Consider the following 22,888-nt stretch of genomic DNA (forward strand, 5'->3'; position numbering starts at 1 on the left):
CGGCGCGCGCGCTATGATCGTCCCTGTTTCGCAGGAGTTCACCCATGTCCGAATCATCGGGCGCACGACCTCTCCCCCCACGCTGGCAAGGCGCAGCACCTTTCTGGGTCTCGCTCGCGATGGTGCCGTTCGCCATACTCGCAGCAACCTATGGCGGCTGGGCGTTGTTGTTGATGCCGCTTTACGGCTGGGGCGTGTTCAGCGTTCTGGATGCCCTGACAGGTTTGAACACCACGAACGTCAACCCGCAGACAGCCGAAGATGACCTCTACTGGTATCGGCTGGTCACGCTGATCTGGTTCCCGATCCAGTTTTGCACCGTCTTTGGCCTGATCTGGTGGGTGAGCGATAGCGACCATCTGGCAACGTGGGAAAAGATCGTGCTGTTCTATGGCGTCGGCATGATGACCGGGGCGATTGGTATCAATTACAGCCACGAACTGATGCACCAGCGCAACCGGACAGAGCGTTGGTTAGGTGACCTGCTGCTCGCGATGGTTCTCTACAGCCATTTCCGATCCGAACATCTGCTGGTGCATCACCGCTATGTCGGCACACCACTCGACCCGGTGACGGCGCGGTATAATGAAGGTTTCCATCGGTTTTTCCCACGCGTCCTGCGGCAATCTTTCCTGTCGGCATGGCGGGCAGAGAAAGCGATGCTCGCCCGCAAGGGGCTGGGGCCATTTTATCGTTCAAACCCGTTTTGGCGCTATGCGGCGCTTCAGATGGGGATGCTGCTGCTGGCGGCACTTCTGGGCGGTTGGGCCGGGTTTGGGTTGTTCGTGTTTCAGGCTGCAGTTGCGATCTGGTTTCTTGAACTCACCAACTACGTCGAACATTACGGGCTGACGCGAAAACACCTTGGCGATGGCAAGTATGAACACGTGCGGCCGCGCCATAGCTGGAATGCGGCGCATAAAGCCACCAACTGGCTGCTGATCAATCTGCAACGCCATTCGGATCACCACTACAAACCCGACCGGCGCTTTCCGCTGCTGCAAACCTACGCGACCAGCGACGCGCCGCAGTTGCCCTATGGCTATCCGGTGATGACAGCGGCGGCGATGGTGCCCCCGATTTGGCGGCGGATCATGAACCCGAGGGTGCGCAAATGGCGGGCGATGTATTACCCGGAGATCACCGACTGGTCGGCCTATAAGACAGGCACGACCCCGCTGCCCCGCTAGATCGCGTTTCAGATGCCATATCTGCGAACGCTCTACGCCTGATTATCGCCGTATTAACATAATAGAAATTACTCTCGGACCGGGGGCGACCGGAACGAGAGGACAGTCAATGAAACGCATCGCGTTTACTGCCGCCCTGCTTGCTTTGGCCGGGTGTATGCAAGCGCCGCCGACCGTGTCGGAACGAAACGCCGCGGGCATTCGTCTGGAAACGGGGCCAGGGGCGATACCGCAAATCGCACTCGACAGCACGCAGCGCAAAGCCGCACGGTTCTGCGACGCCAATAGCAAAGAAGCCGTCTATATCGACACCCGCCCACTAAGCGATGGCGGGGCCGAACATTACTACACCTGTTTTTGAGACGGCAGGCGGACGAAAAAAGCCCCGCCGACGAGCGGCGGGGCAAGTAAGTGTCGTGGAGTCAGGCCACAGACACCGGCGGTATTCTTTGAATATCAGTTGGGGCGTTCGGCCATTTCGGCGCGGATCTGCTGGCGCAGCAGGTCGATGGGCACGCGCTTGCCGTCGCGCTTGAAGCACCAGTAGGTCCAGCCGTTGCAACTCGGCGCGCCTTCCAGCGCTGCACCGACTTGGTGGATCGAACCCTTCACATCGTCACCGATCAAAGTGCCGTCTGCACGGACCTTCGCCTTGTGCCGGTTGTTCATGGAATAAAGTTCCTCACCCGGCCGCAACATGCCGCGTTCTACGACCTGACCAAACGGCACGCGGGGTTCTGCCCGCTTCGATGCGCTGACCTCTAGCGATTCCTTGTCGAACTTGCGCACTTTCGACAGCCGTTTCTCCGCGACCTTGCGATAGGCTTCTTCGCGTTCGATGCCGATAAATTCCCGGCCCAGCTTTTTCGCAACTGCGCCCGTTGTCCCGGTGCCAAAAAACGGATCAAGCACAACATCCCCCGGATTGGTCGAGCCGACCAGAACACGGTGCAACAGGCTTTCCGGCTTCTGCGTCGGATGCGCCTTGTCGCCATTGTCGTCTTTCAGACGCTCACCGCCATTGCAGATCGGCAAAACCCAGTCCGACCGCATCTGCACCCCTTCGTTGAGCGACTTCAGCGCCTCATAATTGAAGGTGTATTTCGCGCCCTCTTCTTTCGAGGCCCAGATCATCGTCTCATGCGCGTTGGTAAACCGCATTCCACGGAAATTCGGCATCGGGTTCGACTTGCGCCAGACCACGTCGTTCAGAATCCAGAACCCTTCGTTCTGCATCGCCGCGCCGACGCGGAAAATATTGTGGTAGCTGCCGATCACCCAGATCGCACCGTTCGGCTTTAGCAGGCGGCGTGCGGCGGCGAGCCAATCCTTCGTGAACCGGTCATAGACAGCGAAGGAGTCAAACTGATCCCACGCATCGTCAACCGCATCGACACGCGAATTGTCGGGGCGGTGAAGTTCGCCCTTCAGTTGCAGGTTATAGGGGGGGTCCGCAAAGATCAGGTCAACAGATGCCTCTGGCAAGCTGTTCATCACGTCGATGCAATCACCGGCGATAATCTGATTCAGGGGCAGCTTTGCAGCCGCTTTCGATGTCGTTTTCGTTTTCATCTCTGCCTCTCGTCCCGAGCACGTTTTCGCGCTTCGTTCGTTGAGACCAAGGATGAGTCATTGCTGATTCGCCGTCAATTTCTTTTTTGAATCAGTCACTTACTGTTTTATCTTGATACAAGATATTGTGTACCGGCTTAAAGGAACGTCTATGGTGTGGGGTCACACCAAGATTTCGGAGCGCTTCCTTGTGACCCGGACTCGGGTATCCGGCGTTCTTGTCCCAGCCATAACCGGGAAACTGTTGCGCCAAATCCCACATGATCTGATCGCGGCAAATTTTGGCGGCGATTGAGGCGGCGGAAATCGACACGCTTCGCGCGTCCCCCTTCACAATCGCTTCGGCGGGAACGGACAGGCTTCGGGGGATCATATGGCCGTCGATCAGCGCGAAATCCGGCGGGGTTCGCAGCCCAAGCACCGCCCTCTCCATCGCGATATGGGACGCGCGCAGGATGTTGATCTGGTCGATCTCCTCGACCGAAGCATGGGCGACGGAAACTTCCGCGACTTCAAGCAAGGTCGCATACAGTGCCTCCCGCCGCTTCGCAGTCATCTTCTTTGAATCGTTCAGCCCGTCGGGGATGTTGGCAGGGTCAAGAACGACGGCTGCGGCGGTCACCGGCCCTGCCAGCGGCCCGCGCCCGGCCTCGTCCACCCCGGCGATGCGCAACATGCCCCGCGCGTGGGCAGCCGTTTCAAAGGAATAGTCGGGTGGATTAATCGCCATTCGGGCGTTGAACCCGGTTTCATCCCGGCGGGCAAGTAAAAAGGCGGGGGGTCAGTGACCCGCCCGCCTTCCCGGTGCAGCTTTGTGAGGACGTATCTAGCTGCACCCTGCTCGATCGTTGGCTTCTTAGTTATGACGTCCTGCAACAACAAAACCTTGGCGGCGCATACAGCGCAGCGGATAGATCGTGCGGTGGCCGCGTTCGGTGATGACCCGGCGTTCGCAGCGGCGCGGCAAGTCAATGTGTCCGGCGCGGCGTTCAAGGCAGCGACGGCCAAAACCCTGACGCTGACCATTGTAAGTGTCGAACGTGCGCAGGCAGCGTTGCGGCAGAACCTTGCTGTAGTCGTAACGCGGCTGTTGTTGCTGCGCAGCGCGGGCGCGGCGGCGGTCCCGGCGTTGATCGGCAACCGCTGCGATCCCGGCGATAACGGCAAGACCCAGAAGGACCTTGCCGATATCGTCTGAATCGGCACGGGCAGGGGCGGCGGTGAAACTGGTCAAGGTCAGCGCGGCGGCGAGAATGACTGCGATAAAACTCTTGGTCATGGGATTTCCTTTCCTCCTAAACCCCCTTGGTCGGCAGGGGTGTCGTTTGGTGATGAGAAAAGGATGGGGCCAGTCGCGTGCGCTAAACAATAACGGTGGAGTGTTATCGAATATCAAGAGTATTTACTGATTTAAAACAATGCGTTGAATGAATCACGGTCACGAAGTTTTTCTTGCGAAGTTTGGCCCGAATTCGTCATCTTTGCGCATCACCGACTCGCCGAATTCGCCCCGCTTTCGTTGTTATTGAATAACCAACCCGAAAGGATCATTCTGAGCGGCATGATGAAAACACTTATCTTCTCTCTCGCGCTGCTTGCCGCGTCACCCGCATGGGCCAATTGCTATGCCGACTACAAGGCCAAGCAGGACAACCCGCTGAGGCTCCATTACGGCGTCGTGGAACTGCCCGACAACGCCTGCGACCGCGACGCCGCGGCGGCGGCGATTGCCGCGCGGATCGGTGGTGACGGCTGGCGACTGCTGAATGTCGTGTCGATCTTTGATGCGTCGGGCCTTCCATCGCGTGAGGCCAGCGCCGGCGAATATTACCTGCGCTACTGATCCCCGACAGACCTTGACCCGCACCCGCATCGGGCCACAAATGAAACCCGGAGGGGGATGGATTTGACCGATACCGAAATTCAGACACGACCGGGCAAGTTGCAGGGCAACTGCGTCGTCGTGGCAGGGTTAACGGCGATTGTCGCAATCCTGCTGATCGCCGCGGCGTTCCTGTTTCTGAACCTGCCCGACGCCAACGCCTTCAACAGCCGGGTCGAACAGATCTTTGTGCAGAACGACGATCTGACCTCGGGCGCGGAAATCAAGCTGCTGGAGATCCTCGCGCAATCCGGCACCGCTTTTTCCGACACGCTGAACAGCTACCGCACCGTGATCTTCGTTCTGCTGATCTTCGCGACCGCAATGCTGGTCGCGGCGCTGGTATTTCTGGTTACGATCCTAACGCTCAACCGTCGCATGTCCGAGATTGAGAGGACGGGGATTCAGGTTTCTTCCCTCCTCATCAGCCGGGAACAGAACACTGTCTATCTCAACAACATGGAATTCAAACTGACCGAAGCCGCGATGGAAGCCATCGCCGTTCTGGCCGAGGCGCGGATGGATGACGACGTGCTGTCAGGTGCGGAAATCGAAGCCGTCATCACCGGCAAATCTGCCGTCGATTGCGAAGAGGCCGCAGGTGCCACCCGGATCAAACGGTTGCGGGATTCGCTTGGCAATCAGATGGTCAGCGAGCTGCTGGTCAAGAACATCGCGCGGCGTGGCTATATGCTCGCCATCGACAAGGGCGTCATCAAGATGGTCTGATTGACCTTAGGTCAAAGGACCAAGCGGCGGTTCGCCCACCGCCGGCACTATTTCGCAAGGCGAAACAGACAGTCCCCATCGCCAACGTGGACAAGGCCATGCTCTATCCCTATTCAGGGCGGACTCTGATGATCGGACCAGACCTATGTGGCCATATCTTTTCGTTTCCGCGCTGTCGGAACCCATCCGGCGGATGGGTGTCGCGCGGCGCGTGCGGAATGGCCGCGAGGATGCCGAACGCGCGCGCGAACGGTTCGGCTATGCGTCCGAAGGCCGACCGACCGGGGATGTGATCTGGTTTCACGCAGGTGGCGAACGACAAAGCCTCGCCCTGATGCCGCTTCTGACCCGCTTGGGAAAGGAATTGCCGGATGTGCATTTCCTGCTGACAACCACGACCTACGGATCACTGAAAGCGATTCAGTCGACCGGGCTACCACCCCGCGTCACACACCAATATGCCCCGGTCGATGCGCCTGGGCCGATCCGTCGGTTTCTGGATCACTGGCGACCCTCCGCAGGCATTCACGCCGAACTGGACCTGTGGCCGCGCCTGATCCACACGGCGGCGCAGCGCGACATTCCGCAGGCGTTGATCAACACACGCATCACCCCGAAAGAGGCCCGCGCCCGGCGCCGCTACGGCAAGATATTCGCCGAGATGCTGTCGCATTTCCATCGCATCCTGTTGCAGGACGAAGCATCGCTGGCAGAGTTCCTGAAACTCGGCGCTGACCCCGAACGCTCCGCTGTCGCAGGATCGCTGAAAGGTGCGGCTGATCCCCTTCCGGACATCGCGGATGAACGCGCGCAACTGTCCGCAGCGATCGGAACCCGCCCCCGCTGGCTTGCCGCCGGAACCGACCCCCGCGAAGAAGCCGTGCTGTTCAAAGCCCACGACATCGCCCGCGAAGGCGAACCCGGCCTGATCCTGTTCATCGCGCCCGACAGCCCGACCCAAGCCAAGGCAACCACGGCCCACGCCAGAAAACTATTTGAAGATGTCGCCCTTCGCAGCGCCGGCGACCCGATCACCCGCACCACCGCGGTCTATGTGATCGACGCCTACGGAGAGATGGGGTTGTGGCACCGCCTGTGCCCCGTCAGCTTTATCGGCCAATCGCTCAACGTGCCGGGCGACCGGCTGCGCGGACGCAACCCTTTTGATGCGGCCAGCGTCGATGCACTGATCCTTCACGGCCCGTCGGTCGATTACTACTCCGACGACTACACCGCCCTCTCCGCCGCCGCCGGAACGGTCGAGGTCAACAGCCCCGAGCGGATCGCCAAAACCGTGCTTCGCGCACAAGACCCGGCATGGCGCATCCCCTATATCGGCGGCGCGCGCAAAGTGATGCAAGACGGCCGCCAAGCGTTGCGCGATACCGTGCAGGCGGTCATGGACACCTATATCGACTGAGAATGGCGACCCCGGCAGGATTCGAACCTGCAACCTGCCCCTTAGGAGGGAACCGTTCATAGCGCTATTCCTTCTATGATTTCTGTTGTTTGGGTGTTTGTACAGGCTCTTTCTGTACATGGTTTGTACGAAAACGGGCCCTGACATCAGCCTCATCCGTCTCCGCATGGGCGTAGATACGCATCGGCAAATTTGGGTCTGACCAGCGCCCAGCCTTGGCTGCCGTGACTGGATCGACCCCTTGGCGGACTACCAATTCAGTGAAGAACCCGTGTCGCCCCGCTGGGTGTGCTGACAGGTACTGGATGCCCGCACGCTTGCAAATGGTCTTCCATCGCGTGTTGTAGCCAGTCGAGCTTCCATAGCCGAAAACACGCGGCTTCATGAACTTGCCGGTCTTGCGGTTCTTCGGACGCTTGGGCGGTAGGGCCAGCAGCTCGTCCATCATCTGAGGCGAAACCGTGATCCAACTTTCCGGATGGCCCTTCTGCGCCTTTACTCTGACCTTGTTCTCGGCAGGTCGCAGATCGTCAGGCTCAATCGAGACAGCCTGATCGATCCGCGCTGCCGTCTCGAACATGAAGCGAACCAAAGCCGCGTTGTATGGATCAGCGGCTTGGCAGAAAGCCTCGATCCATTCCTTGTCGGCGGGCTTGCGTTCAACGCGGCTGGTTTTCCCTCGGCGCTTGTCCTGAGCGATCCGCTCAAACTTATCATAGGGCTTCACTCGGATCAGTGGCGTGCCTTCCAGCTCGTGCGCGTTGTTGATCACCGCGCTTGCTGGCGTCACGATCTCGCGCCACCATGTATCCGTCGATGCCTTCGGTTTCAATTTCGGCCCCAGACCTTTCAGAAGCGCACCGGAGATCGCGCCTAGAGGCATGTTGCCAATCTCTTCGACAATCGGGATCAACTGCTTCGCGGTCTTGGGGGAGACGTTGTATAGCATGATTGCATCTGAGAACGTCTTGCTCGGCTCATCGCCTACCACATGGCGACGTATCTGGAGCTCTGTCTCTCGGTTTATCCAGTCCCGTGCGCCTGCTTCTGTAGATGCCTTAGTGCTTCGCCGGTATGGGCCTGCGATTGGCCTGCCGTTGTACTCGACCCAGCCCTTAGCCCAGTAGAAGCGGCCCCTCTTGTAGATTTGGAGCGGCATGCCTGGCCTCCTTCAAAAATCTTATCGATCTGCGCGGGCGTGATCAGCATGGTCCGACCAAGGCGATAGAATGCGCCCGTATCGTTGGCACGCTCGCGTAGAGTGCGCTCAGAGATGTCGATCCCCATGCCGGACATAACCTCGACCCATTGGGCAGGCGTCTTACCAAGCCCCAGGATTTGCGAGCTGTCTGATTTGTCGGTCTCTGCCATTTCAGTCGTCCTTGTCCGCTTGAGTTGAAACTGCACGCCGCATGGAATCGCTTGTTAAGCACCATTTGACGTGGTCAGATGGGAATAACTGGAATAGTTCGTCATTTTTTGCAATGTTCGCGAAAAAATACGATCTCGTCAAATGGAAATTGGGAATGGCGCGGAAAGACGCTGAACTGTTCGCTTCGATGGGTGCGCGCCTAACCATTGCGCGCAACGAAGCAGGGTTGTCTCAAGCTGCGATGGCTGAAGCGCTTGGTGTCTCGCCACGGGCTTATCACAGCTACGAGAAGGGACAGCGCGGTATTCCAGTTGAAGCGTTGGTGGCCTTTGGAGAGCAATTCGATGTCGACGTGCCCTGGCTCTTATTGGGCACCAAGGCGATACGCGCGGGACACGATTTCAACGCTTTAAAGGAGATCGAGACCTCGCTCGATCAGCACCTGAACGCGGAAAACATCAAAATCAAAAGTGAAAAGCGCGGGGCTATCGTCGCGCGTTGGTACCAGTCGCATGTCGAGGGGCGGGAAGTAACGGATGATGACGTTCACACTTGGATCGAACTCGTAAGGGAGTAAGCAAATGCAAAAACCAAGCGACCAATGGAAGAAACTTCGCCGCGCAGCACTGGAACGCGCGCGACGCAATATGATCGAACCTCTGGAGGTCGTTCACCTCGCTCTTCTCGGAGCCAGCGCACTGTACTTGGCCGGTTTTCTGCGGCTGAACCTATTCGGTCAAACCGGCGAATTCTCGCTGGTTTCTGGAGCCTTCATTCTCCTGGCAGCCGCTGCCGGTCTACTTGTGCCTGTTCTGACAGGATCAGCATTGACCCTGCACTTCACCGACCGACGCCTGGGAAAGCTCCTTCGTGAATGACCCCACTGCAATTATGGGCTCTCGGGCCGCACCGCGTCTGGCGCACGATGTTCAGGCGCAGCGAAAGGGCCTAACCTGAATGGCCTTCGGAGTTGTTCATTCACCGCAGTGACTCGATCTACGATGACGTTCCCTCCGAACGCTATCAATTCCCTCGCCAATACTTGTCCCGGGCTAAGCAATGCGAAGGCGATTGGATCGTCTATCTGGAGCCAAGCAAGGTGAAAGACACGAAGGGGTACTTTGCAGTCGCAAAGGTGCAAGAAATCATCTCTGACCCTCGAAAATCTGACATGTACTTGGCCGTGATCGAGCCTGGGACTTATCTCGATTTCGGCGATCCGGTGCCGTTCCGCGATACGGAGAGCATCGTTGAGAGAGGCCTGCTGAACGACGAAGGTCGCATTTCTGGCCGCGCACAAGCAGCGGTGAGAACACTATCCAGTGAAGACTTCGCCCGGATCATCGAGCGCGGGCTAGACGCTGAGGACGACATTCTGCCCCGTGTAGGAGACCTTGCAGCCGCCACTGGTTTTCAAGATGCGCAAGTTCCCTTCCAACACCTGCCTGCACGCGAGCGGGTCGATCAACTTACTAGCCGGGCATTGCGGGATCGCAACTTTCGGAAGAACGTGCTGCGAGCATATGGTGAGCGTTGCGCGATAACTGGTCTGCGATTGATCAACGGTGGTGGGCGTGCTGAAGTTGAAGCCGCGCACATTCGGCCTGTTGAGTGTGATGGCCCTGACATTGTCAGCAATGGCATTGCATTGTCTGGAACGGCGCACTGGATGTTTGATCGCGGGTTAGTGGGGTTAGATGACGATCTGAGGATACTTGTTTCTAGACAGAGCAACGACGTTGGAGCCGTGACGACCATGATCAATTCAACAGGAAGGTTACTGGCTCCAGACCGGCAGGCGAACAGGCCGCGAGCAGAATTTGTGGCATGGCACAGATATCACTGTTTCAAGACCTGATGGCTCGTGAGATGTTGCTCGCACGACTGCCAGACGACATCACGGATGAAACTACTTGCCTTGCGAATGTCTCAGGCTTCCGGTCTAACGAGATGTGAAACAGATTACGCAGAGAAACAATGCAATTCCCAGAAATCTTTGATACTGAACGATGCTTGCTTTTCCTAGGCTCCGGATTTTCAGCAGCAGCAACAAATAAGCGGTCTGGGAGTCCGCCAGTCGGGAACGGTCTTCAGAAGGCAATTTTGTCTGAAATTGAAGAAGAGCATGCGGATATTGATCTGAAAGATGCAGCCTCTTACGCCGCTAGCAGAGGCGTGAATTTGTATGGACTATTGCATGATCTTTTTGTCATCACGGGGTTGAATGAGGACCAAAAGACAATTTTGGGCAAGCGGTGGAGAAGGATTTACACCACAAATTACGATGATGCTGTCGAGTTCTTTGAAAAGGACAGCGGAACGGGAAGCCGCCGCCTATCATTTTCGATTGATGATGACAGACCTCGCAAGTTTCCTTCAAACACCGTGGTGCATTTGCATGGGTACATTCATGCTTGTGACAAGAAAAATGTTCTTTCACAGCTTGTACTTGATCATCGCTCATATGCAGAGCAAGCGGCCTTGGAAAGCCCATGGTGGGATCAGTTTGAAAGAGATGTTCAAGGCGCTGAATGGATTTTCTTTGTAGGTTACAATCTAAATGACTTTGCTGTCGCCAAGTACCTGACTAAAGACCCGCGAATTTCCCAGAAAACTAGATTTATTTTGCGCGACCCTGTTAGTGATTACTTGCTCGATAGGCTAGAAGGGTACGGCTCAGTTGACACAATCTCAACGAGTGGATTTGCCGACGCTTGCGCCAACGCCAAGACTCGTGACCCAATCAGCGATTTTCATCAACTCAATGCCTTCCGGCTGATCGACCCTTACAAAGACAACAAAGCTGTTGCTCGGCCAACTCCTGTTGAGATTGAGACCTTCCTGACAAGGGGCAACTACAATTTTCAATCTTTGTCCTCAACCTATCCAAAGGCCGAGTTCGCTCTGCCACGAGGGTCGAAGATGAAAGAGGCTGTTGAGGCTCTTTCAGTTTCTAAGACGCTGTTGCTTCATTCTCGAACCGCCAACGGCAAGAGTATCTTTGCCGATATGCTCAGCCTCGAACTGTCGGCCGCTGGCAAGAGTTGCGTACGCTACACAAGTCACAGTGACATCCCCCCGTCAGAGATTGAATTTCTTTCTCAAATAAATGATCTTGTTGTTTTTTTCAGAACCTATGACGATGTGGTGGCGGTGTCCGACGAAGTTGCCCAGTTGCGGGAGAACGCTACCTTCATTGTCGAAATTAACACCGGCACTGATCAAGTTCGTCGAAGCGAGGTGCACAGTTTCTTGCCAAGTCCAATTGGTAGGCTGGATCTGAATCCACTTGAAAGGCAGGATCGACAAGATTTCGGAGAACTTCTCTCGCGTTCAGGCATACCGTCAGACGGGATTGATCTATCGGGGACAGGCCGGACTGAGTTGCGCGATCATCTCGTAGATTTGTTAAACAGCCCATACATCAAGGAGCGTTTGAACAATGCGATCAAACCCTTACTAGACGACAAGGAAGCGATGAAAATCATTGCGACTGCGTGTGTGATGAGAGCATTCTCAATTCATGTTGGGACTGATTTCATCCGTGCGATTACGGGTGGTGATCCCTATGATATTCTTTTGAAAAATGAGGTCGCAGCTCTTGAGTTTGGCGCTTTGTCACCAGATGCGCTCGCATTGCATTCCGCGGTCTTTGGCGAGTTTTTCTTGAAGGAACATGTGGGTGCGCGCGGCATAATAAGCGTAATTTGCCGGTTGGCGATAGAGGCGGCCAAACGCAAGAAAAATGGTGCAAACCTCAGTTCCCAGCGAAGCCGGGAAGCCCGTAAGGCCCTTGGTGCCCTTCTGCAGTACGGAAGAGTATCGTCTTTGCTTGGTAGTGCCGCCCCAGAGACACAGAAATCCATAACTGATCTTTATGAAACACTGAGAGACAACATCATCATCAATGATGAACCGCTGTTTTGGTTGCAATATAGCATATTTATGCAGGACTTAGGCAATTACGGCATGGCGCGAAACCACCTAGAAACCGCATATCTACGAGCAGAAGCGACCGAAGGTTTCCGAACTTATCAATTGGATACGAATTATCTGAAGCTAATCCTTCAAGCACCTGCGGGCGAAGATGATTTTCCAGGCGACACCGAAATTTTGTTCGATCTTATCGACAAGGTACATGACATGCTTTCGGCACCTGATCACAGAATACATGCAATTCGAGTTCTAGAAGATATCAAAGTCTTCTGCGCCAAAAATGGTGCAGACCTCACTGATGGTGAACGTCAGCGGCTTTCCATCCAGTGCTTAGGCATTGTAGGGACACTTGAAGCACTAGACATCGGTATCAAGACTGAGTTTGAAACTGACAGATCAAAAGCTGCCGTTGAAGAAGCCGTGGCTCTACTGGCGACGTACAGTTAATAATGGGAAGTGCCTGACACGGTATGGTTCGCATGATCCGTATCAAACGTTGACACATGTACCATGCAATGGTACACATCATAAATGATCCAAAGCACCAAGGGTAAACTCGCTGCCAGCGCCGTTAAAGGCAAGTATGGCAAAGGCTTCCCGGGTGATTTGGTAAAGCGCACGCGGGCTATGCTTTCGGCGCTGGATGCTGCGGTTGTTGTCGAGGATTTGCGGTTCCCGCCCGGCAACCACCTGGAAGAACTGAAAGGGGATCGGGCCGGGCAGCACTCCGTGCGGATCAACGGGCAATGGCGCATCTGCTTTGTCTGGACGCCGAACGGCCCCGCCGATGTCGAGATTGTGGATTACCATTGAGAGGATACGCTGATGAGCACGCTTGAAGACCCGATGCACCCCGGTGAAGTCCTGAAAGAGCTTTACCTCGATCCCCTGGAGATGGGGGCCATCGCGTTTGCGCGGCGTCTGGGCGTGCCTCGTACACGGATCGAGCGGTTGATCAAGGGCACGACCGGGATCACGCCTGACACTGCGCTACGCCTTGCCCGTGTGTTCAACACGAGCCCGGCCTACTGGGTGAACTTGCAGACAAACTATGACATGGCGCTGGCGGCTAAGGAGATCGATGTGTCTGAAATTGTACCGCTGGTTGCCGCCTAACGAGGGTCAGTAGCGATCGTGATGGATTATGACGCTGACGCCACTAGCGGCTACTGCGGCGCACATAACATCGCGTCGAACCGAAGACCGACACTAGTCTACGTGCAACAAGCGTTCACTCTTCAAGCAACCTCTTCAAGCGGTTAACATAGCTGTATCATAGTCCAACCATGTGATCGTAAGATTTTACTGGAGTGGGACGAAGTTTGAGGATTAGTTTCGCGATGGATCTAGGGAAACAACTGAATGATTGGAACACAGACTCTCGGGTCCGCGGCGACCTGAACTATATCGACGTCATTGCAAACAGTATTCCGCGAGCTCTTGATGAAGGCGTTTTCGATTTGGTTGGGCAATCCGACTTCGAAGTCGGAATGAACAACTTCGCTGCAAGCTTGATGTACTTTTACGCGAGCAACTCACAGTTTCGGACCAATTCGTGGACTGTTAAAGAGCTCGGACAAGGCGGGCGAGAACGTACACTAAGAATTAATGCTGAGCCATTTTGCGCGGCAAAGAGCGTTCCGTTGCCCCCTAGAAATTCAAACAGCCAACTGGTCGATTGGCATCCGATGGATTCCTTTAAAGCACGAGTGAATGCGGCTCTTCTTACATTCGACCACGTCCTAGTTATAGACCCCTGCCCGAGGGTCTTCCGCTGGGCCACCGGATCATGGATCAATTCCGCCGGAATCGTCGGGAATGCACACGATTTCCAATCCACGCGATCAGTGCCTCTAGACTATGAAAAGCCTTTTTCACACGAACTTGAGGACCATGACATACTAGCGTTGGAGCGTTGGTTGAAGTTTTGCCGCGACTATAAGCTATTCTTCCAGGCCGGAAGATTGTTCGCAGCGCCAGATCGATATCCCGACTGGCTGATCCCTTACAAATCTGGAGAAGAAGCCGACAAGCCAAAATATGGAGAATTTGAGAGAATTCTATCTAGCCCAATCAACGAGCTTTCAGAGCCGATGTTCTTGCGGTTCCAGTCTCAGGATTGGGGTGCAGAAAATAGTGATGAATTGCTCAGACAAGTCTTCTGGCAAAGCCACTACCTTGGAAATGGATCAATAAGTGTTGAATCTATGGAAAGAGCAGATTGGCTTGTCTCGCAGCTAGGCGGAATTAATGACGAATTGGGAGAAGTCACGGATGCTTCCCTATCGATTGCTAGCCACATCTTCAAGCTTCGATACGGTCTTTGCTTGGAAGGTATAACGCCCAATGAAATTTTGAATGTGTCTTCGTCTGACGAGATCATCTCGATCTTGAGAAGCTGTGTTAGAGATGTGGGAGAACTTTCGCTTCTGAGTTCAAGGGAGTTTGATGAGCAGGTAGGAGTTCTATCAGACAAATTTGAGGAATTTGAGTCGAAGGTCGATGAACTCAGAGCTTCTTCCAACTTTCTATCTGGTGTCTTCGTGCCAAGCCGTGACTCTGGGCTGGCCGCAATCGGAGCTGGCGCATCAACTTTCATGACTGCAGCTGAGGCAAACGTGATACTTTGGGCGGGGCTTGGTGCACTATTTCCGCTAGCAGCGATGCTGCCCTTTCATATCTCACGTGGTGTTGAGAAGCATAAAGTCTCTGCGCGAGCTAACACTCTTCTTACGCGCTTGAATGCAAACTAAATTCCTCGAAAGGGACGAAAGAACGCCGTTTTGGCTACATTTCTAACATCCTTCCCGCGCCCTTTAGTGTATTAAAGTTTTGGTTGGTTTTTGCAGTTTCGTCGACGCCCAGAAAACATCCCAGTTTGCAGAAAGACGACTTCGGAGCAACTGTGGTTTTGCTTCGCACTGCCGGGACCATGCTTAACCCCTAGTGCCTCAACCCCCGCTCCGCATGGGCCTCCTGGCTGTCTAGCTGTCCCTCAATCTCTCGGCGGCGGCCTTCGCTAAGGTCAAGCTCTGCTGCAAGCTCTCGTCCAGCGTCTTGTAGCTCGCTTCGTCGTTCAGCAATCCGTTCAAGGCCTTCATGGATGCGGCTTGTGAACGAATGAGCAAGGTCACGCAGTCTTTCAAGCCAGCCAGTTCCTTCTCGATCCTGCCGGTCGAGCGTGTCTCCAAGGCGGTCAAATCCTTCGCGGAGGCTTCTGAGGCCATCACCAACCGCTCGACGCAGGCGAGCAAGTCGCGTTCCAAGGCTGTCAGTTGGGTCATCTAGTCCTCCTCGATCCGAATGCAGGTGACGGTCTGTCCGCCCATCGTGCAGGTGCGCAGCCGCGTCTTCGACGGGTCCAGGATCAGCCACGTCCCCTCGGGCCGTTCGATCCGCTTCAGGCCCAGCTCCGTCAGTTCCGAGCGTGTCAGATGCACCGTCCAGAAAAAGCTCGCGACCATCATCGAGGCGATCCCCGTCAGCACCATCCCCGCGATCAGCCAGGGCGAGATCGTCAGCCAAAGGCGGATCGATCTCAGCCGCGTCTCGAACAGGCTCGCTGTCTCGGCCTGAAAGCGGCGCGTATCGCTCGCGATGGTATGCTGCGCGGCGCCCACAATGTTCTTCAAATCGTTCCTGAAGCTTTTGAGCTGGGACGAGATCGAGGCGACGTGATCTGCCCTGATCGTGTCGAGTTCCGCGTTCAGTTTCTCGCTCAACCGGGTCGACTTGCCAGTCTTCATGGAAAATCTCTCCTTTCAACCGCCAGCGCTCGCCCGTGTCGGGGTCGCGGGCGGTGATGTAGGCCTTGCCGGTGCGCGGCAGGTCGAAGCCCGCGTCGGTGAGTGCGTCGATCATGGTTGTGCGGTCCGTGATGAGCCCGACGTCGATCTGATCCTGTATCCAAGCGTGCAGCTCGTCCCGGCCTTGGGCGCGGGCTGGGGCCTCTATGATGTCGCGGACCTCTTGCGCGCGCTCCACATCCATCGGATCGGCCCAGCCGTGGCGCTGGTTAATCACGTCCCGCAGGCTGTCATAGGCGTCCTGGTAGCCCGGCGGTGCAATGTTGAGGCTCTTGCCCGTCGTCAGCTCCAGGCGCGGCGTGCAGAAATGAAGCTCGACCCGGCCTTCGTGGCGATGGCGGACCCAGAGCACCTCATATTGCTCAGGGTCCAGCCCCGCGAAGGCCAGCCGCTCGAACCCGTCCATGACCTCGGCCTGCTGGTCCTCGGTCGGGGCGTCGCTGTCGGCGAAGCTGATTACGCCCGCACGGTAGGTCCATTGGTGGCGGCTGGCGTCGATCAGGGCCTCCGTGCGCTCGGGGTTGCCACGCAGGACCTCGGGCAAAGGATCGCGCGTGACGGTCTTGGGCAGGCCGTGATCGTCGCGGATCAGATCGCGGTTGCCGTCATAAGCCAGCACGCGCTCGGCCACGAGGTAGCCGACCGGCCCCGCGCCCGCGCCTTTGCCGTTGGGAAAGAACTTGATCAGCACTGCCGCGCCTTATCGAGGAGCGCGGCGAGCTGGCGTTCTACCACCACAAGGCGGCGCGCGACGGTCAGCGTATCGAGGTCTGCGCGCCCGACTTTCATGGCGTGGTTCAGCCAGCGGGCGATCTGGTTGAGGTTGCCGCCGATGCGCCCAACGGCCAGCACTAGCGCCGGATCGACGCGCGGGACGGGCTTGCGACGGCGGGCCTCAGTGAGGCCAAGCGCCTCGCGCAGAAGCGTCGAGGCAGGCAGGCCAGCGGCCTCGGCCTTAGCGCGCAGCTGGGCCTTCTCGGACGCGGTGCAGCGGAAGACAAAGGTCTCGCTCAGCGGCTCTTTGGCGGGGGCTTTGCCCGCGCCGGTGGGGTTCGAAGGGGAGGCTTGCCGCCCCTCGCAAGGTCCTGTGTCGTCGGCGCAGCCGTATGACATGGGTCGCCTTGCTGTTTGCGCTTCGGTCCGATCATTGGTGCTCATGATCTGAGGTCCGCCGCCTGAATTTGCGCCTGCGTCACCAGCTCAGCGGCCAAGAGCGCGTCCATCTGGCCGGGTGTGATGTGACGGCAAAGCGGATGCTTGTCCGTGACCCAGTTCGCCAACCCTGCCAGCATCTCGGCTTCCTTGGCCTTCGCCTCTTCGCGGTTCTTGGTGATGTCCTCCACGTAGGCACGCCACCGTCCCGACTTGAACCAGTTGTCCGAGAAACAGACCTTGGATCGGGTGAAGCCTGCGCTCTCGCTGGCGTAGGCCTTCACTGCCTGCAACAGGTCTTCGGCCACCGTACCAGCGTCCAGGATGTCTCTGATCTGCCCGAGACACTCAGCCTTCCCGCGCAGGCGGTCGGGAGGATAGGCGGCCAAGACCTTCTCGGCTTCTTCATCCTCCGCCGCCACGCGCTCGCGCGTAGGAGGTTTAAGGATGGTTTTAGGATGGTTTGGGGGCCGTGGTGGCCCCGGTACCCCGGCCACTGTGGCCCCCGTTCCGGGTCCAGTCTGGACGGGGTCCACTGTGGCCCCCGTCTCAATATCGGGCTCGGCGGTCAGTTCCAGCGCCTCAATCCGAGCCAGATCAATCCGGTAAACGACGGTGAACCCGTTCTTGCACCCACGCGCACCTGTTTCGACCAGGATGCCTTCCTTCAGGAAGTCACGGATCGTGCGCTTGACCGTGGTCTCCCCCAGTTCCGTATGCCGCTGGATCGTCCCCTTCGAACACCAGATGCCGGACCCATCATCAGACGCTTTGTCAGCAAGAAACATGATGATCTGCTTGCGCGTCGCACTCCCGAACTTCCGTTCGGCGCACGCATTCGCAACCCGCCAACTCATCGGATGGCCTCAAATGCCACACAGACGTGCGAATTTTGTACAGGTTTTGTACGAGATTTCGCCCGTTTTCGGGGAATTCGGTGGAAAACCATACGGGCGTTTCTGCACGCTTCCGCAGAACCCATTGCAAATAAGTCATATTTTTCAGGCAGTTTTGGCGACCCCGGCAGGATTCGAACCTGCAACCTGCCCCTTAGGAGGGGGCTGCTCTATCCAGTTGAGCCACGGGGCCGTCCGACCGGGATAGCGTTTCGGGTTGCTGGGCGCAATTGTGCTCTGGCCGGATCGGTGAAATTGGCTAATCTCATCGCGAACCAGCAGGAGCGCCGGGGTGAAAACCGTCACTGACCTACCGCACGCGATCACGGATGACATGGATATGCCGATCCACCTGCCGGACGGCAGGCGCCTGTCTGCGCGGGTTTGGATACCGGAAAGCGCGCAGACCAATCCGGTGCCTGCGATCCTCGAATACCTGCCCTATCGCAAATCCGATGGCACGATCCTGCGTGACCAGCTGATGCACCCCTATCTGGCCGGGCATGGCTATGCCTGTGTCCGGGTGGACCGGCGCGGTTGCGGCGATAGCGAGGGTGTATTTGACGACGAGTATTCCGAACAGGAGCTTCAGGACGGCGTCGACATCCTCCACTGGATCGCCGGGCAGCCGTGGTGCGACGGCAATATCGGGATGCAGGGGATTTCCTGGGGCGGCTTCAACAGCCTGCAAATCGCAGCCCGCGCGCCGAAGACCTTGAAGGCGGTCATCACCATCGGATCGACGGTGGATCGGTTTGCCGACGACATCCACTACAAGGGCGGGGTTCAGCTTGGCGAAAATATCGGCTGGGCGGCGACAGCGATGTCTTGGAACGCCTCGCCGCCCGATCCGCAAATCGTCGGGGACGCATGCCGCGCGATGTGGCTGGAGCGGTTGGAGGCCACGCCGCCCCTTGGCCAGATTTGGCAGGAGCATCCGACCCGCGACAGCTATTGGCAACACGGCTCGGTCTGCGAAGAATACAGCGCAATCAAGGTGCCCGTACTGGCGCTCGGCGGGTTGCATGATGGCTATCGCAACACGATGGCGCATCTGGTCGAAAATCTGTCCGTTCCGGTCAAGGGGATCGCCGGGCCGTGGAACCACAAATATCCGTTTATGTCTGGGATCGGCCCCTCTATCGGTTTTCTGCAAGAGGCGCTTCGTTGGTATGATCGCTGGTTGAAGGGCGTCGAAACAGGCGTTGAGAATGACCCCGCCTACCGCGCGTGGCTGATGGACAGTATTCCACCGCAAGAGACTCTGGACCACCACCCCGGCCGTTGGGTGGCCGAGGATGACTGGCCATCGAAATCGATTGAAACCCACACACTTTCCCTTGGTGACGGCACGCTTGGACAGGCGGAGCCTTTCGCGGTTACGGTCCCCTATGACCTATCCTGCGGACAAGCGGCGGGTGAGTATTTCCCGTTCGGCTTCGGCCCCGGAGAGCTTCCCGGTGATCAGTCGGCGGACGACGCAGTGTCTGCCTGTTTCGACAGCGACATCGTGGAGGGCGATACGGACATCATCGGCGCGCCGACAGTCCGCTTGACGGTCGCAGCCGACCGCCCGGCAGCGCAGATTATCGTGCGGCTGACGGACTTGCGCCCCGACGGCAGTTCTGCCCTGATCAGCCGGGGAATACTGAACCTCAGGCATCGCAACGGGTTTGATCGGCTCGACCCGATCCAACCGGACGAGGTGATGGACGTGTGCGTAACCCTCGACCAAGCCGCCTACCGCCTGCCTGCCGACCACCGCCTTCGTGTCGCGGTTTCGTCAAGCTACTGGCCGTTCCTGTGGCCCGAGGCAGAGCCGGTTACACTGACCCTGACCGCCGGCAATTTGGAAATTCCAGTGCGCCCGAGGACAGAGGGTCACGAATGCACTTTCCCAGACCCGGAGGCCGCCCGCCCCCGACGCAGAAAATGCTTACGCGAAGGGCACGAGGCCAAGACCCAGCACACCGATCCGGTGAATGACGTGACCACGCTGACGATAGAAGCCGACCACGGACGGCATGAAGATCAGGAGTCCGGGCTTATTACCGAAAGCGCGTTGCGAGAGAACTGGGCAATCGGGGCCGATGATCCAACCACTGCCAGCGTCCGAATTGAGTGGAGCCGCGGTATGGCCCGTGGCGATTGGGCAGTTTCAACAAAGTTGCTGACAGAGATGCACGGAGATCAGGCACATTTTCACGTCACCCAGCACCTTCAGGCGTTTGAGGGTGACGCGCTCGTGTTCGAGCGGACTTTCAAGTCAAAAACGCCGCGCGCCTGACCCAACTCTAGCGCTTCAGCGTTGCGCCAAACTGGATCTTTGGCGACAGCTCTACCCGACCTTCGGTTTCCGCGTTTTCGGCACGGCGTGCGATGATCTCTGCCGCTTTGCGCCCGGTCTCCGCGCGACCGGCGTCCATTGTGGCCAATTGAATCGGCAGGCCGTCCAGCAGCTCCGTTCCGTTAAAACCGGCCAACCCAATCTGGCCCGGCACGTCGATCCCTTGGTCGAGGCAATATAGCAGCCCACCGGCACCGATCATGTCGTTTGAATAATAGAGGAAATCGAGGTCTTCCGTCCGCGTCAGGATGGTTTCCGTCATCTCCCGCCCTTTTGCGAGGGACGATCCACCCGAATAAAACTCCTGATCCGCGACTTCCAGCCCGTCTTTGGCGAGCGCTTCGGTGAAACCTTCAAACCGTTTCCGCGCACGGTGGTCGAGCGGCATCTTGGTGCCGAGGAACCCGATCCGCTCATACCCCGCCTTGGCAATTGCCTGCGCCATCATGCGGCCCGCGCGGCGGTGGGAAATCCCGACCATCGCATCGACCGGCGTGCCGTCGACATCCATAATCTCTACCACCGGAATGTCAGCGTTCTTCAGCATCGCACGCGCGGCATCGGTATGTTCCAGACCCGCGATAATAACGCCCGATGGCCGCCAGGACAGCATCTCGTAAAGAACCGACTCTTCCTTTTCGGGCAGGTAGTTTGTCAGACCGACAACTGGTTGCAGCCCAGTGCCGTCCAGCACTTCGGAGACACCTGTCAGCACCTCAGGAAACACCATGTTCGACACGGACGGAATGATGACCGCCACCAGATTGACCCGCTTTGACGCAAGGGCGCCCGCGATCTTGTTCGGCACGTAGCCCAGCGCCTTGGCCGCCGCCAGCACCTTTTGCCGTGTTGCATCGGACACATCGCCCCGGTTGCGTAGCACCCGCGACACGGTCATTTCGCTTACGCCGGAGGCTTCGGACACATCGCGCAGGGTTAGCGTGCGCTTCGCGGCTTCTTGGGGGGCCTGTTTCATGTCAATCCTGCTTCAATCAATGGCTTCGCCCTATTGTTAGCGCCAAACAAAGGCTTGTCCAATAGAGCAATTCACTCTATGTTATCGCTAACATATGGGAACGGAGACTCGCAGCCCCGCGCTGCGAGCTTCGCGCAAAAAGGGGGAACGGTGGGCCACACGTGTTCCTCCTTTTTCATTTCTGTTCCATGACACCTGCCCCGCTTAATGCGACGGCATCCTTTACCAGTTCTTCAATCAGCAATTCGCGCACCACGCGGAACCGGACGGTGTCGGCAAGCTCCGCATGGCTCGCAACCCACAAATCGACACTCATGCTGTCAGCAGGCAATTCTGACCGCGTCAGGCGTGCGTCCCGATCACCGATCAGGCAGGGCAGATAGGCCATCCCGATTCCCGCCGCCGCAAGTTCGGCCAGAACCACAAAGCTGTCAGAGGTCTGCACGATGCGGTCCGACTTCACGTTCTTTTCCAGCCATTTCGCCGGCAGGGACCGCGCGATGGGGCCGGTGAGGCCAAGCCAATTCTCGTTAACGGTGCCGTTGTGATAAACCGCAAAGGCCAGCGATCCGGCGCGTTGTCCTTCAAGCCCATCCTCAAGCACCGCTGCGGGGCGAACGGTGATGTCCGCCGTGAACCGCGCGAAATCAAGATGAGTGTTCGCGCTTAGCAACGCGATCTTGAGCGCCGGGTAGGCCTTTGCGATCCGGGCGATTATCGGCGGCAATAGGGTCTGACACAGGCTGTCGGTCGATGTGATCCGAACCGCCCCGGACAGCCGCGTTTCCGCGCCGAACATCGTACGTTCGACCGCGAGCACTGATTCCTCGACGCGCCGGGCGGCGTCGATGACATCGTGGCAATCCGGCAAAACCCGATACCCCTTGGCGGAGCGCTGGAAGATCCGCTGGCCATATCGTTCCTCAAACGCGGCGACGCGACGGATGACGGTCGCATGGGTCACACCCAGCCGCCCGGCAGCGGCGCTAACGGTTCCGGTTTCGGCCACCGCCAGCACGAAACGAAGGTCATCCCAATTTGCGTTGTTCATATTTTCACAGCTAACCGACAAAAATTGCGAATGGTATGAAATAATGAATACCGTATCATTTCCCCATCCACCAACAGGGAGCGTAGCTATGAAGATTTCAGCCAAGCTTGGAGCGATTGGAATTCTCGCCGTATTCGGTGCAGGGATCGCAATCGCGCAGGATAATGTCGATCCGGCCGTCAAGGCGCGCAAAGCGCTGATGCAGCTTTATGCCTACAACCTCGGCCAGCTCGGTTCGATGGCAAAGGAAGAATCCCCCTATGATGCGGAAGCCGCAGGAAACGCTGCGGCGAACCTTGCCGCGCTCAGCATGCTGGACCAGTCGACGATGTGGCCCGCCGGAACCGATTCCGATTCCATGGAAGGCTCTCGCGCGTTGCCGAAAATCTGGGACAATATCGACGATGTCATCATGAAGGCCGGCGCGTTGAACGAAGCTGCCGTCGCGATGGAAGCCGCCGCGGGGACCGACCTTGCCGCGCTTCAGGGAGCGATTGGTCCTGTAGGAGAAGCTTGCGGCGCGTGCCACAAGGCGTATCGTCAGCCGAACGACCAGTAG

The 22,888-nt window shown here is 57.5% G+C and carries 23 protein-coding genes and 1 tRNA gene; 14 read left to right on the forward strand and 10 right to left on the reverse strand.

Translation table 11 applies throughout. The features are described from left to right. Positions 1-44: 44 nt before the first annotated feature. Complete coding sequence (locus ACEWPJ_RS15935; protein ID WP_416514113.1) at positions 45-1,190, forward strand: alkane 1-monooxygenase; 1,146 nt, start codon at positions 45-47, stop codon at positions 1,188-1,190. A 109-nt stretch (positions 1,191-1,299) separates the two neighbouring features. Further along, on the forward strand, positions 1,300-1,551 hold the full coding sequence (locus ACEWPJ_RS15940; protein WP_416514114.1) for a hypothetical protein: 252 nt from the start codon (positions 1,300-1,302) through the stop codon (positions 1,549-1,551). A 95-nt stretch (positions 1,552-1,646) separates the two neighbouring features. Here ACEWPJ_RS15940 and ACEWPJ_RS15945 read toward each other — a convergent pair whose 3' ends face one another. From ACEWPJ_RS15945 to ACEWPJ_RS15955, 3 genes are all read right to left on the reverse strand, one after another. Then, positions 1,647-2,762 carry a site-specific DNA-methyltransferase gene (locus ACEWPJ_RS15945; RefSeq protein WP_416514115.1) on the reverse strand — a complete coding sequence of 372 codons (1,116 nt, stop codon included), beginning with the start codon at positions 2,760-2,762 and terminating at the stop codon, positions 1,647-1,649. A gap of 91 nt (positions 2,763-2,853) precedes the next feature. After that, entirely contained in the window at positions 2,854-3,492 is a 639-nt protein-coding gene (locus ACEWPJ_RS15950) for a ribonuclease HII (RefSeq protein ID WP_416514116.1), read from the reverse strand. A gap of 126 nt (positions 3,493-3,618) precedes the next feature. Beyond that, positions 3,619-4,041 carry a hypothetical protein gene (locus ACEWPJ_RS15955; RefSeq protein ID WP_416514117.1) on the reverse strand — a complete coding sequence of 141 codons (423 nt, stop codon included), beginning with the start codon at positions 4,039-4,041 and terminating at the stop codon, positions 3,619-3,621. Between the two features lie 285 nt (positions 4,042-4,326). On the opposite strand from ACEWPJ_RS15955, the gene ACEWPJ_RS15960 reads away from it, so the two are divergent. The 3 genes from ACEWPJ_RS15960 to ACEWPJ_RS15970 all read left to right on the forward strand — a co-directional run bounded on the left by ACEWPJ_RS15960 (position 4,327) and on the right by ACEWPJ_RS15970 (position 6,793). After that, positions 4,327-4,605, forward strand: coding sequence for a hypothetical protein (locus ACEWPJ_RS15960; RefSeq protein ID WP_416514184.1), 279 nt, complete (start codon positions 4,327-4,329; stop codon positions 4,603-4,605). Between the two features lie 57 nt (positions 4,606-4,662). Beyond that, entirely contained in the window at positions 4,663-5,373 is a 711-nt protein-coding gene (locus ACEWPJ_RS15965; RefSeq protein WP_416514118.1) for a winged helix-turn-helix domain-containing protein, read from the forward strand. A gap of 145 nt (positions 5,374-5,518) precedes the next feature. Beyond that, complete coding sequence (locus ACEWPJ_RS15970) at positions 5,519-6,793, forward strand: 3-deoxy-D-manno-octulosonic acid transferase (RefSeq protein WP_416514119.1); 1,275 nt, start codon at positions 5,519-5,521, stop codon at positions 6,791-6,793. A 73-nt stretch (positions 6,794-6,866) separates the two neighbouring features. Here the strand turns inward: ACEWPJ_RS15970 and ACEWPJ_RS15975 are convergent, their stop codons facing one another. After that, positions 6,867-7,952, reverse strand: a complete 1,086-nt coding sequence (locus tag ACEWPJ_RS15975; RefSeq protein ID WP_416514120.1) for a tyrosine-type recombinase/integrase — start codon at positions 7,950-7,952, stop codon at positions 6,867-6,869. Between the two features lie 253 nt (positions 7,953-8,205). Here ACEWPJ_RS15975 and ACEWPJ_RS15980 point away from each other — a divergent pair, with 253 nt between their 5' ends. The 7 genes from ACEWPJ_RS15980 (at position 8,206) to ACEWPJ_RS16010 (ending at position 14,854) form a co-directional block, all read left to right on the forward strand. After that, positions 8,206-8,742, forward strand: coding sequence for a helix-turn-helix domain-containing protein (locus ACEWPJ_RS15980; protein ID WP_416514121.1), 537 nt, complete (start codon positions 8,206-8,208; stop codon positions 8,740-8,742). A gap of 4 nt (positions 8,743-8,746) precedes the next feature. After that, positions 8,747-9,043 (forward strand): hypothetical protein, encoded by a 297-nt coding sequence (locus ACEWPJ_RS15985; protein ID WP_416514122.1) that lies wholly within the window; start codon positions 8,747-8,749, stop codon positions 9,041-9,043. Positions 9,044-9,135: 92 nt separating this feature from the next. Continuing rightward, positions 9,136-10,023: an HNH endonuclease gene (locus tag ACEWPJ_RS15990; RefSeq protein WP_416514123.1), complete on the forward strand. Its 888-nt coding sequence runs from the start codon at positions 9,136-9,138 to the stop codon at positions 10,021-10,023. 119 nt (positions 10,024-10,142) lie between these two features. Then, entirely contained in the window at positions 10,143-12,548 is a 2,406-nt protein-coding gene (locus ACEWPJ_RS15995) for an SIR2 family protein (protein WP_416514124.1), read from the forward strand. An 84-nt stretch (positions 12,549-12,632) separates the two neighbouring features. Next, positions 12,633-12,914, forward strand: coding sequence for a type II toxin-antitoxin system RelE/ParE family toxin (locus tag ACEWPJ_RS16000; RefSeq protein ID WP_269362713.1), 282 nt, complete (start codon positions 12,633-12,635; stop codon positions 12,912-12,914). A gap of 12 nt (positions 12,915-12,926) precedes the next feature. Then, positions 12,927-13,217, forward strand: a complete 291-nt coding sequence (locus ACEWPJ_RS16005; RefSeq protein ID WP_416514125.1) for a HigA family addiction module antitoxin — start codon at positions 12,927-12,929, stop codon at positions 13,215-13,217. Between the two features lie 224 nt (positions 13,218-13,441). Continuing rightward, complete coding sequence (locus ACEWPJ_RS16010) at positions 13,442-14,854, forward strand: hypothetical protein (RefSeq protein WP_416514126.1); 1,413 nt, start codon at positions 13,442-13,444, stop codon at positions 14,852-14,854. Between the two features lie 190 nt (positions 14,855-15,044). Here ACEWPJ_RS16010 and ACEWPJ_RS16015 read toward each other — a convergent pair whose 3' ends face one another. From ACEWPJ_RS16015 to ACEWPJ_RS16030, 4 genes are all read right to left on the reverse strand, one after another. Beyond that, the gene (locus ACEWPJ_RS16015; protein ID WP_416514127.1) at positions 15,045-16,598 is read right to left on the reverse strand and encodes a relaxase/mobilization nuclease domain-containing protein; all 1,554 of its coding nucleotides are present in this window, start codon (positions 16,596-16,598) and stop codon (positions 15,045-15,047) included. Beyond that, positions 16,592-17,065, reverse strand: a complete 474-nt coding sequence (locus tag ACEWPJ_RS16020; protein WP_416514128.1) for a plasmid mobilization protein — start codon at positions 17,063-17,065, stop codon at positions 16,592-16,594. Before ACEWPJ_RS16020 ends, ACEWPJ_RS16015 begins: the two co-directional genes overlap by 7 nt. Further along, positions 17,062-17,916: a hypothetical protein gene (locus tag ACEWPJ_RS16025; protein WP_416514129.1), complete on the reverse strand. Its 855-nt coding sequence runs from the start codon at positions 17,914-17,916 to the stop codon at positions 17,062-17,064. The genes ACEWPJ_RS16020 and ACEWPJ_RS16025 overlap by 4 nt, the downstream gene beginning before the upstream one ends. A gap of 155 nt (positions 17,917-18,071) precedes the next feature. After that, positions 18,072-18,148 (reverse strand) — tRNA-Arg (locus ACEWPJ_RS16030). Between the two features lie 99 nt (positions 18,149-18,247). Here ACEWPJ_RS16030 and ACEWPJ_RS16035 point away from each other — a divergent pair. After that, the gene (locus tag ACEWPJ_RS16035) at positions 18,248-20,242 is read left to right on the forward strand and encodes a CocE/NonD family hydrolase (protein ID WP_416514130.1); all 1,995 of its coding nucleotides are present in this window, start codon (positions 18,248-18,250) and stop codon (positions 20,240-20,242) included. A 7-nt stretch (positions 20,243-20,249) separates the two neighbouring features. Here ACEWPJ_RS16035 and ACEWPJ_RS16040 read toward each other — a convergent pair whose 3' ends face one another. Then, positions 20,250-21,278 (reverse strand): LacI family DNA-binding transcriptional regulator, encoded by a 1,029-nt coding sequence (locus tag ACEWPJ_RS16040; protein WP_416514131.1) that lies wholly within the window; start codon positions 21,276-21,278, stop codon positions 20,250-20,252. 175 nt (positions 21,279-21,453) lie between these two features. Continuing rightward, complete coding sequence (locus tag ACEWPJ_RS16045; RefSeq protein ID WP_416514132.1) at positions 21,454-22,329, reverse strand: LysR family transcriptional regulator; 876 nt, start codon at positions 22,327-22,329, stop codon at positions 21,454-21,456. Positions 22,330-22,417: 88 nt separating this feature from the next. Here ACEWPJ_RS16045 and ACEWPJ_RS16050 point away from each other — a divergent pair, with 88 nt between their 5' ends. After that, positions 22,418-22,888: a c-type cytochrome gene (locus tag ACEWPJ_RS16050; RefSeq protein ID WP_416514133.1), complete on the forward strand. Its 471-nt coding sequence runs from the start codon at positions 22,418-22,420 to the stop codon at positions 22,886-22,888.

The sequence above is a fragment of the Aliiroseovarius sp. YM-037 genome, from assembly GCF_048060095.1.
GTDB lineage: Bacteria > Pseudomonadota > Alphaproteobacteria > Rhodobacterales > Rhodobacteraceae > JBLUOA01.

What these genes read in the sequence shown, in the direction of transcription:
- ACEWPJ_RS15935 (WP_416514113.1), top strand. Translation starts at nt 45, where the DNA reads ATGTCCGAATCATCGGGCGCACGACCTCTCCCCCCACGCTGGCAAGGC.
- ACEWPJ_RS15940 (WP_416514114.1), top strand. Translation starts at nt 1,300, where the DNA reads ATGAAACGCATCGCGTTTACTGCCGCCCTGCTTGCTTTGGCCGGGTGT.
- ACEWPJ_RS15945 (WP_416514115.1), bottom strand. Translation starts at nt 2,762, where the DNA reads ATGAAAACGAAAACGACATCGAAAGCGGCTGCAAAGCTGCCCCTGAAT.
- ACEWPJ_RS15950 (WP_416514116.1), bottom strand. Translation starts at nt 3,492, where the DNA reads ATGGCGATTAATCCACCCGACTATTCCTTTGAAACGGCTGCCCACGCG.
- ACEWPJ_RS15955 (WP_416514117.1), bottom strand. Translation starts at nt 4,041, where the DNA reads ATGACCAAGAGTTTTATCGCAGTCATTCTCGCCGCCGCGCTGACCTTG.
- ACEWPJ_RS15960 (WP_416514184.1), top strand. Translation starts at nt 4,327, where the DNA reads ATGAAAACACTTATCTTCTCTCTCGCGCTGCTTGCCGCGTCACCCGCA.
- ACEWPJ_RS15965 (WP_416514118.1), top strand. Translation starts at nt 4,663, where the DNA reads ATGGATTTGACCGATACCGAAATTCAGACACGACCGGGCAAGTTGCAG.
- ACEWPJ_RS15970 (WP_416514119.1), top strand. Translation starts at nt 5,519, where the DNA reads ATGTGGCCATATCTTTTCGTTTCCGCGCTGTCGGAACCCATCCGGCGG.
- ACEWPJ_RS15975 (WP_416514120.1), bottom strand. Translation starts at nt 7,952, where the DNA reads ATGCCGCTCCAAATCTACAAGAGGGGCCGCTTCTACTGGGCTAAGGGC.
- ACEWPJ_RS15980 (WP_416514121.1), top strand. Translation starts at nt 8,206, where the DNA reads ATGGAATCGCTTGTTAAGCACCATTTGACGTGGTCAGATGGGAATAAC.
- ACEWPJ_RS15985 (WP_416514122.1), top strand. Translation starts at nt 8,747, where the DNA reads ATGCAAAAACCAAGCGACCAATGGAAGAAACTTCGCCGCGCAGCACTG.
- ACEWPJ_RS15995 (WP_416514124.1), top strand. Translation starts at nt 10,143, where the DNA reads ATGCAATTCCCAGAAATCTTTGATACTGAACGATGCTTGCTTTTCCTA.
- ACEWPJ_RS16000 (WP_269362713.1), top strand. Translation starts at nt 12,633, where the DNA reads ATGATCCAAAGCACCAAGGGTAAACTCGCTGCCAGCGCCGTTAAAGGC.
- ACEWPJ_RS16005 (WP_416514125.1), top strand. Translation starts at nt 12,927, where the DNA reads ATGAGCACGCTTGAAGACCCGATGCACCCCGGTGAAGTCCTGAAAGAG.
- ACEWPJ_RS16010 (WP_416514126.1), top strand. Translation starts at nt 13,442, where the DNA reads ATGGATCTAGGGAAACAACTGAATGATTGGAACACAGACTCTCGGGTC.
- ACEWPJ_RS16020 (WP_416514128.1), bottom strand. Translation starts at nt 17,065, where the DNA reads ATGAGCACCAATGATCGGACCGAAGCGCAAACAGCAAGGCGACCCATG.
- ACEWPJ_RS16025 (WP_416514129.1), bottom strand. Translation starts at nt 17,916, where the DNA reads ATGAGTTGGCGGGTTGCGAATGCGTGCGCCGAACGGAAGTTCGGGAGT.
- ACEWPJ_RS16040 (WP_416514131.1), bottom strand. Translation starts at nt 21,278, where the DNA reads ATGAAACAGGCCCCCCAAGAAGCCGCGAAGCGCACGCTAACCCTGCGC.
- ACEWPJ_RS16045 (WP_416514132.1), bottom strand. Translation starts at nt 22,329, where the DNA reads ATGAACAACGCAAATTGGGATGACCTTCGTTTCGTGCTGGCGGTGGCC.
- ACEWPJ_RS16050 (WP_416514133.1), top strand. Translation starts at nt 22,418, where the DNA reads ATGAAGATTTCAGCCAAGCTTGGAGCGATTGGAATTCTCGCCGTATTC.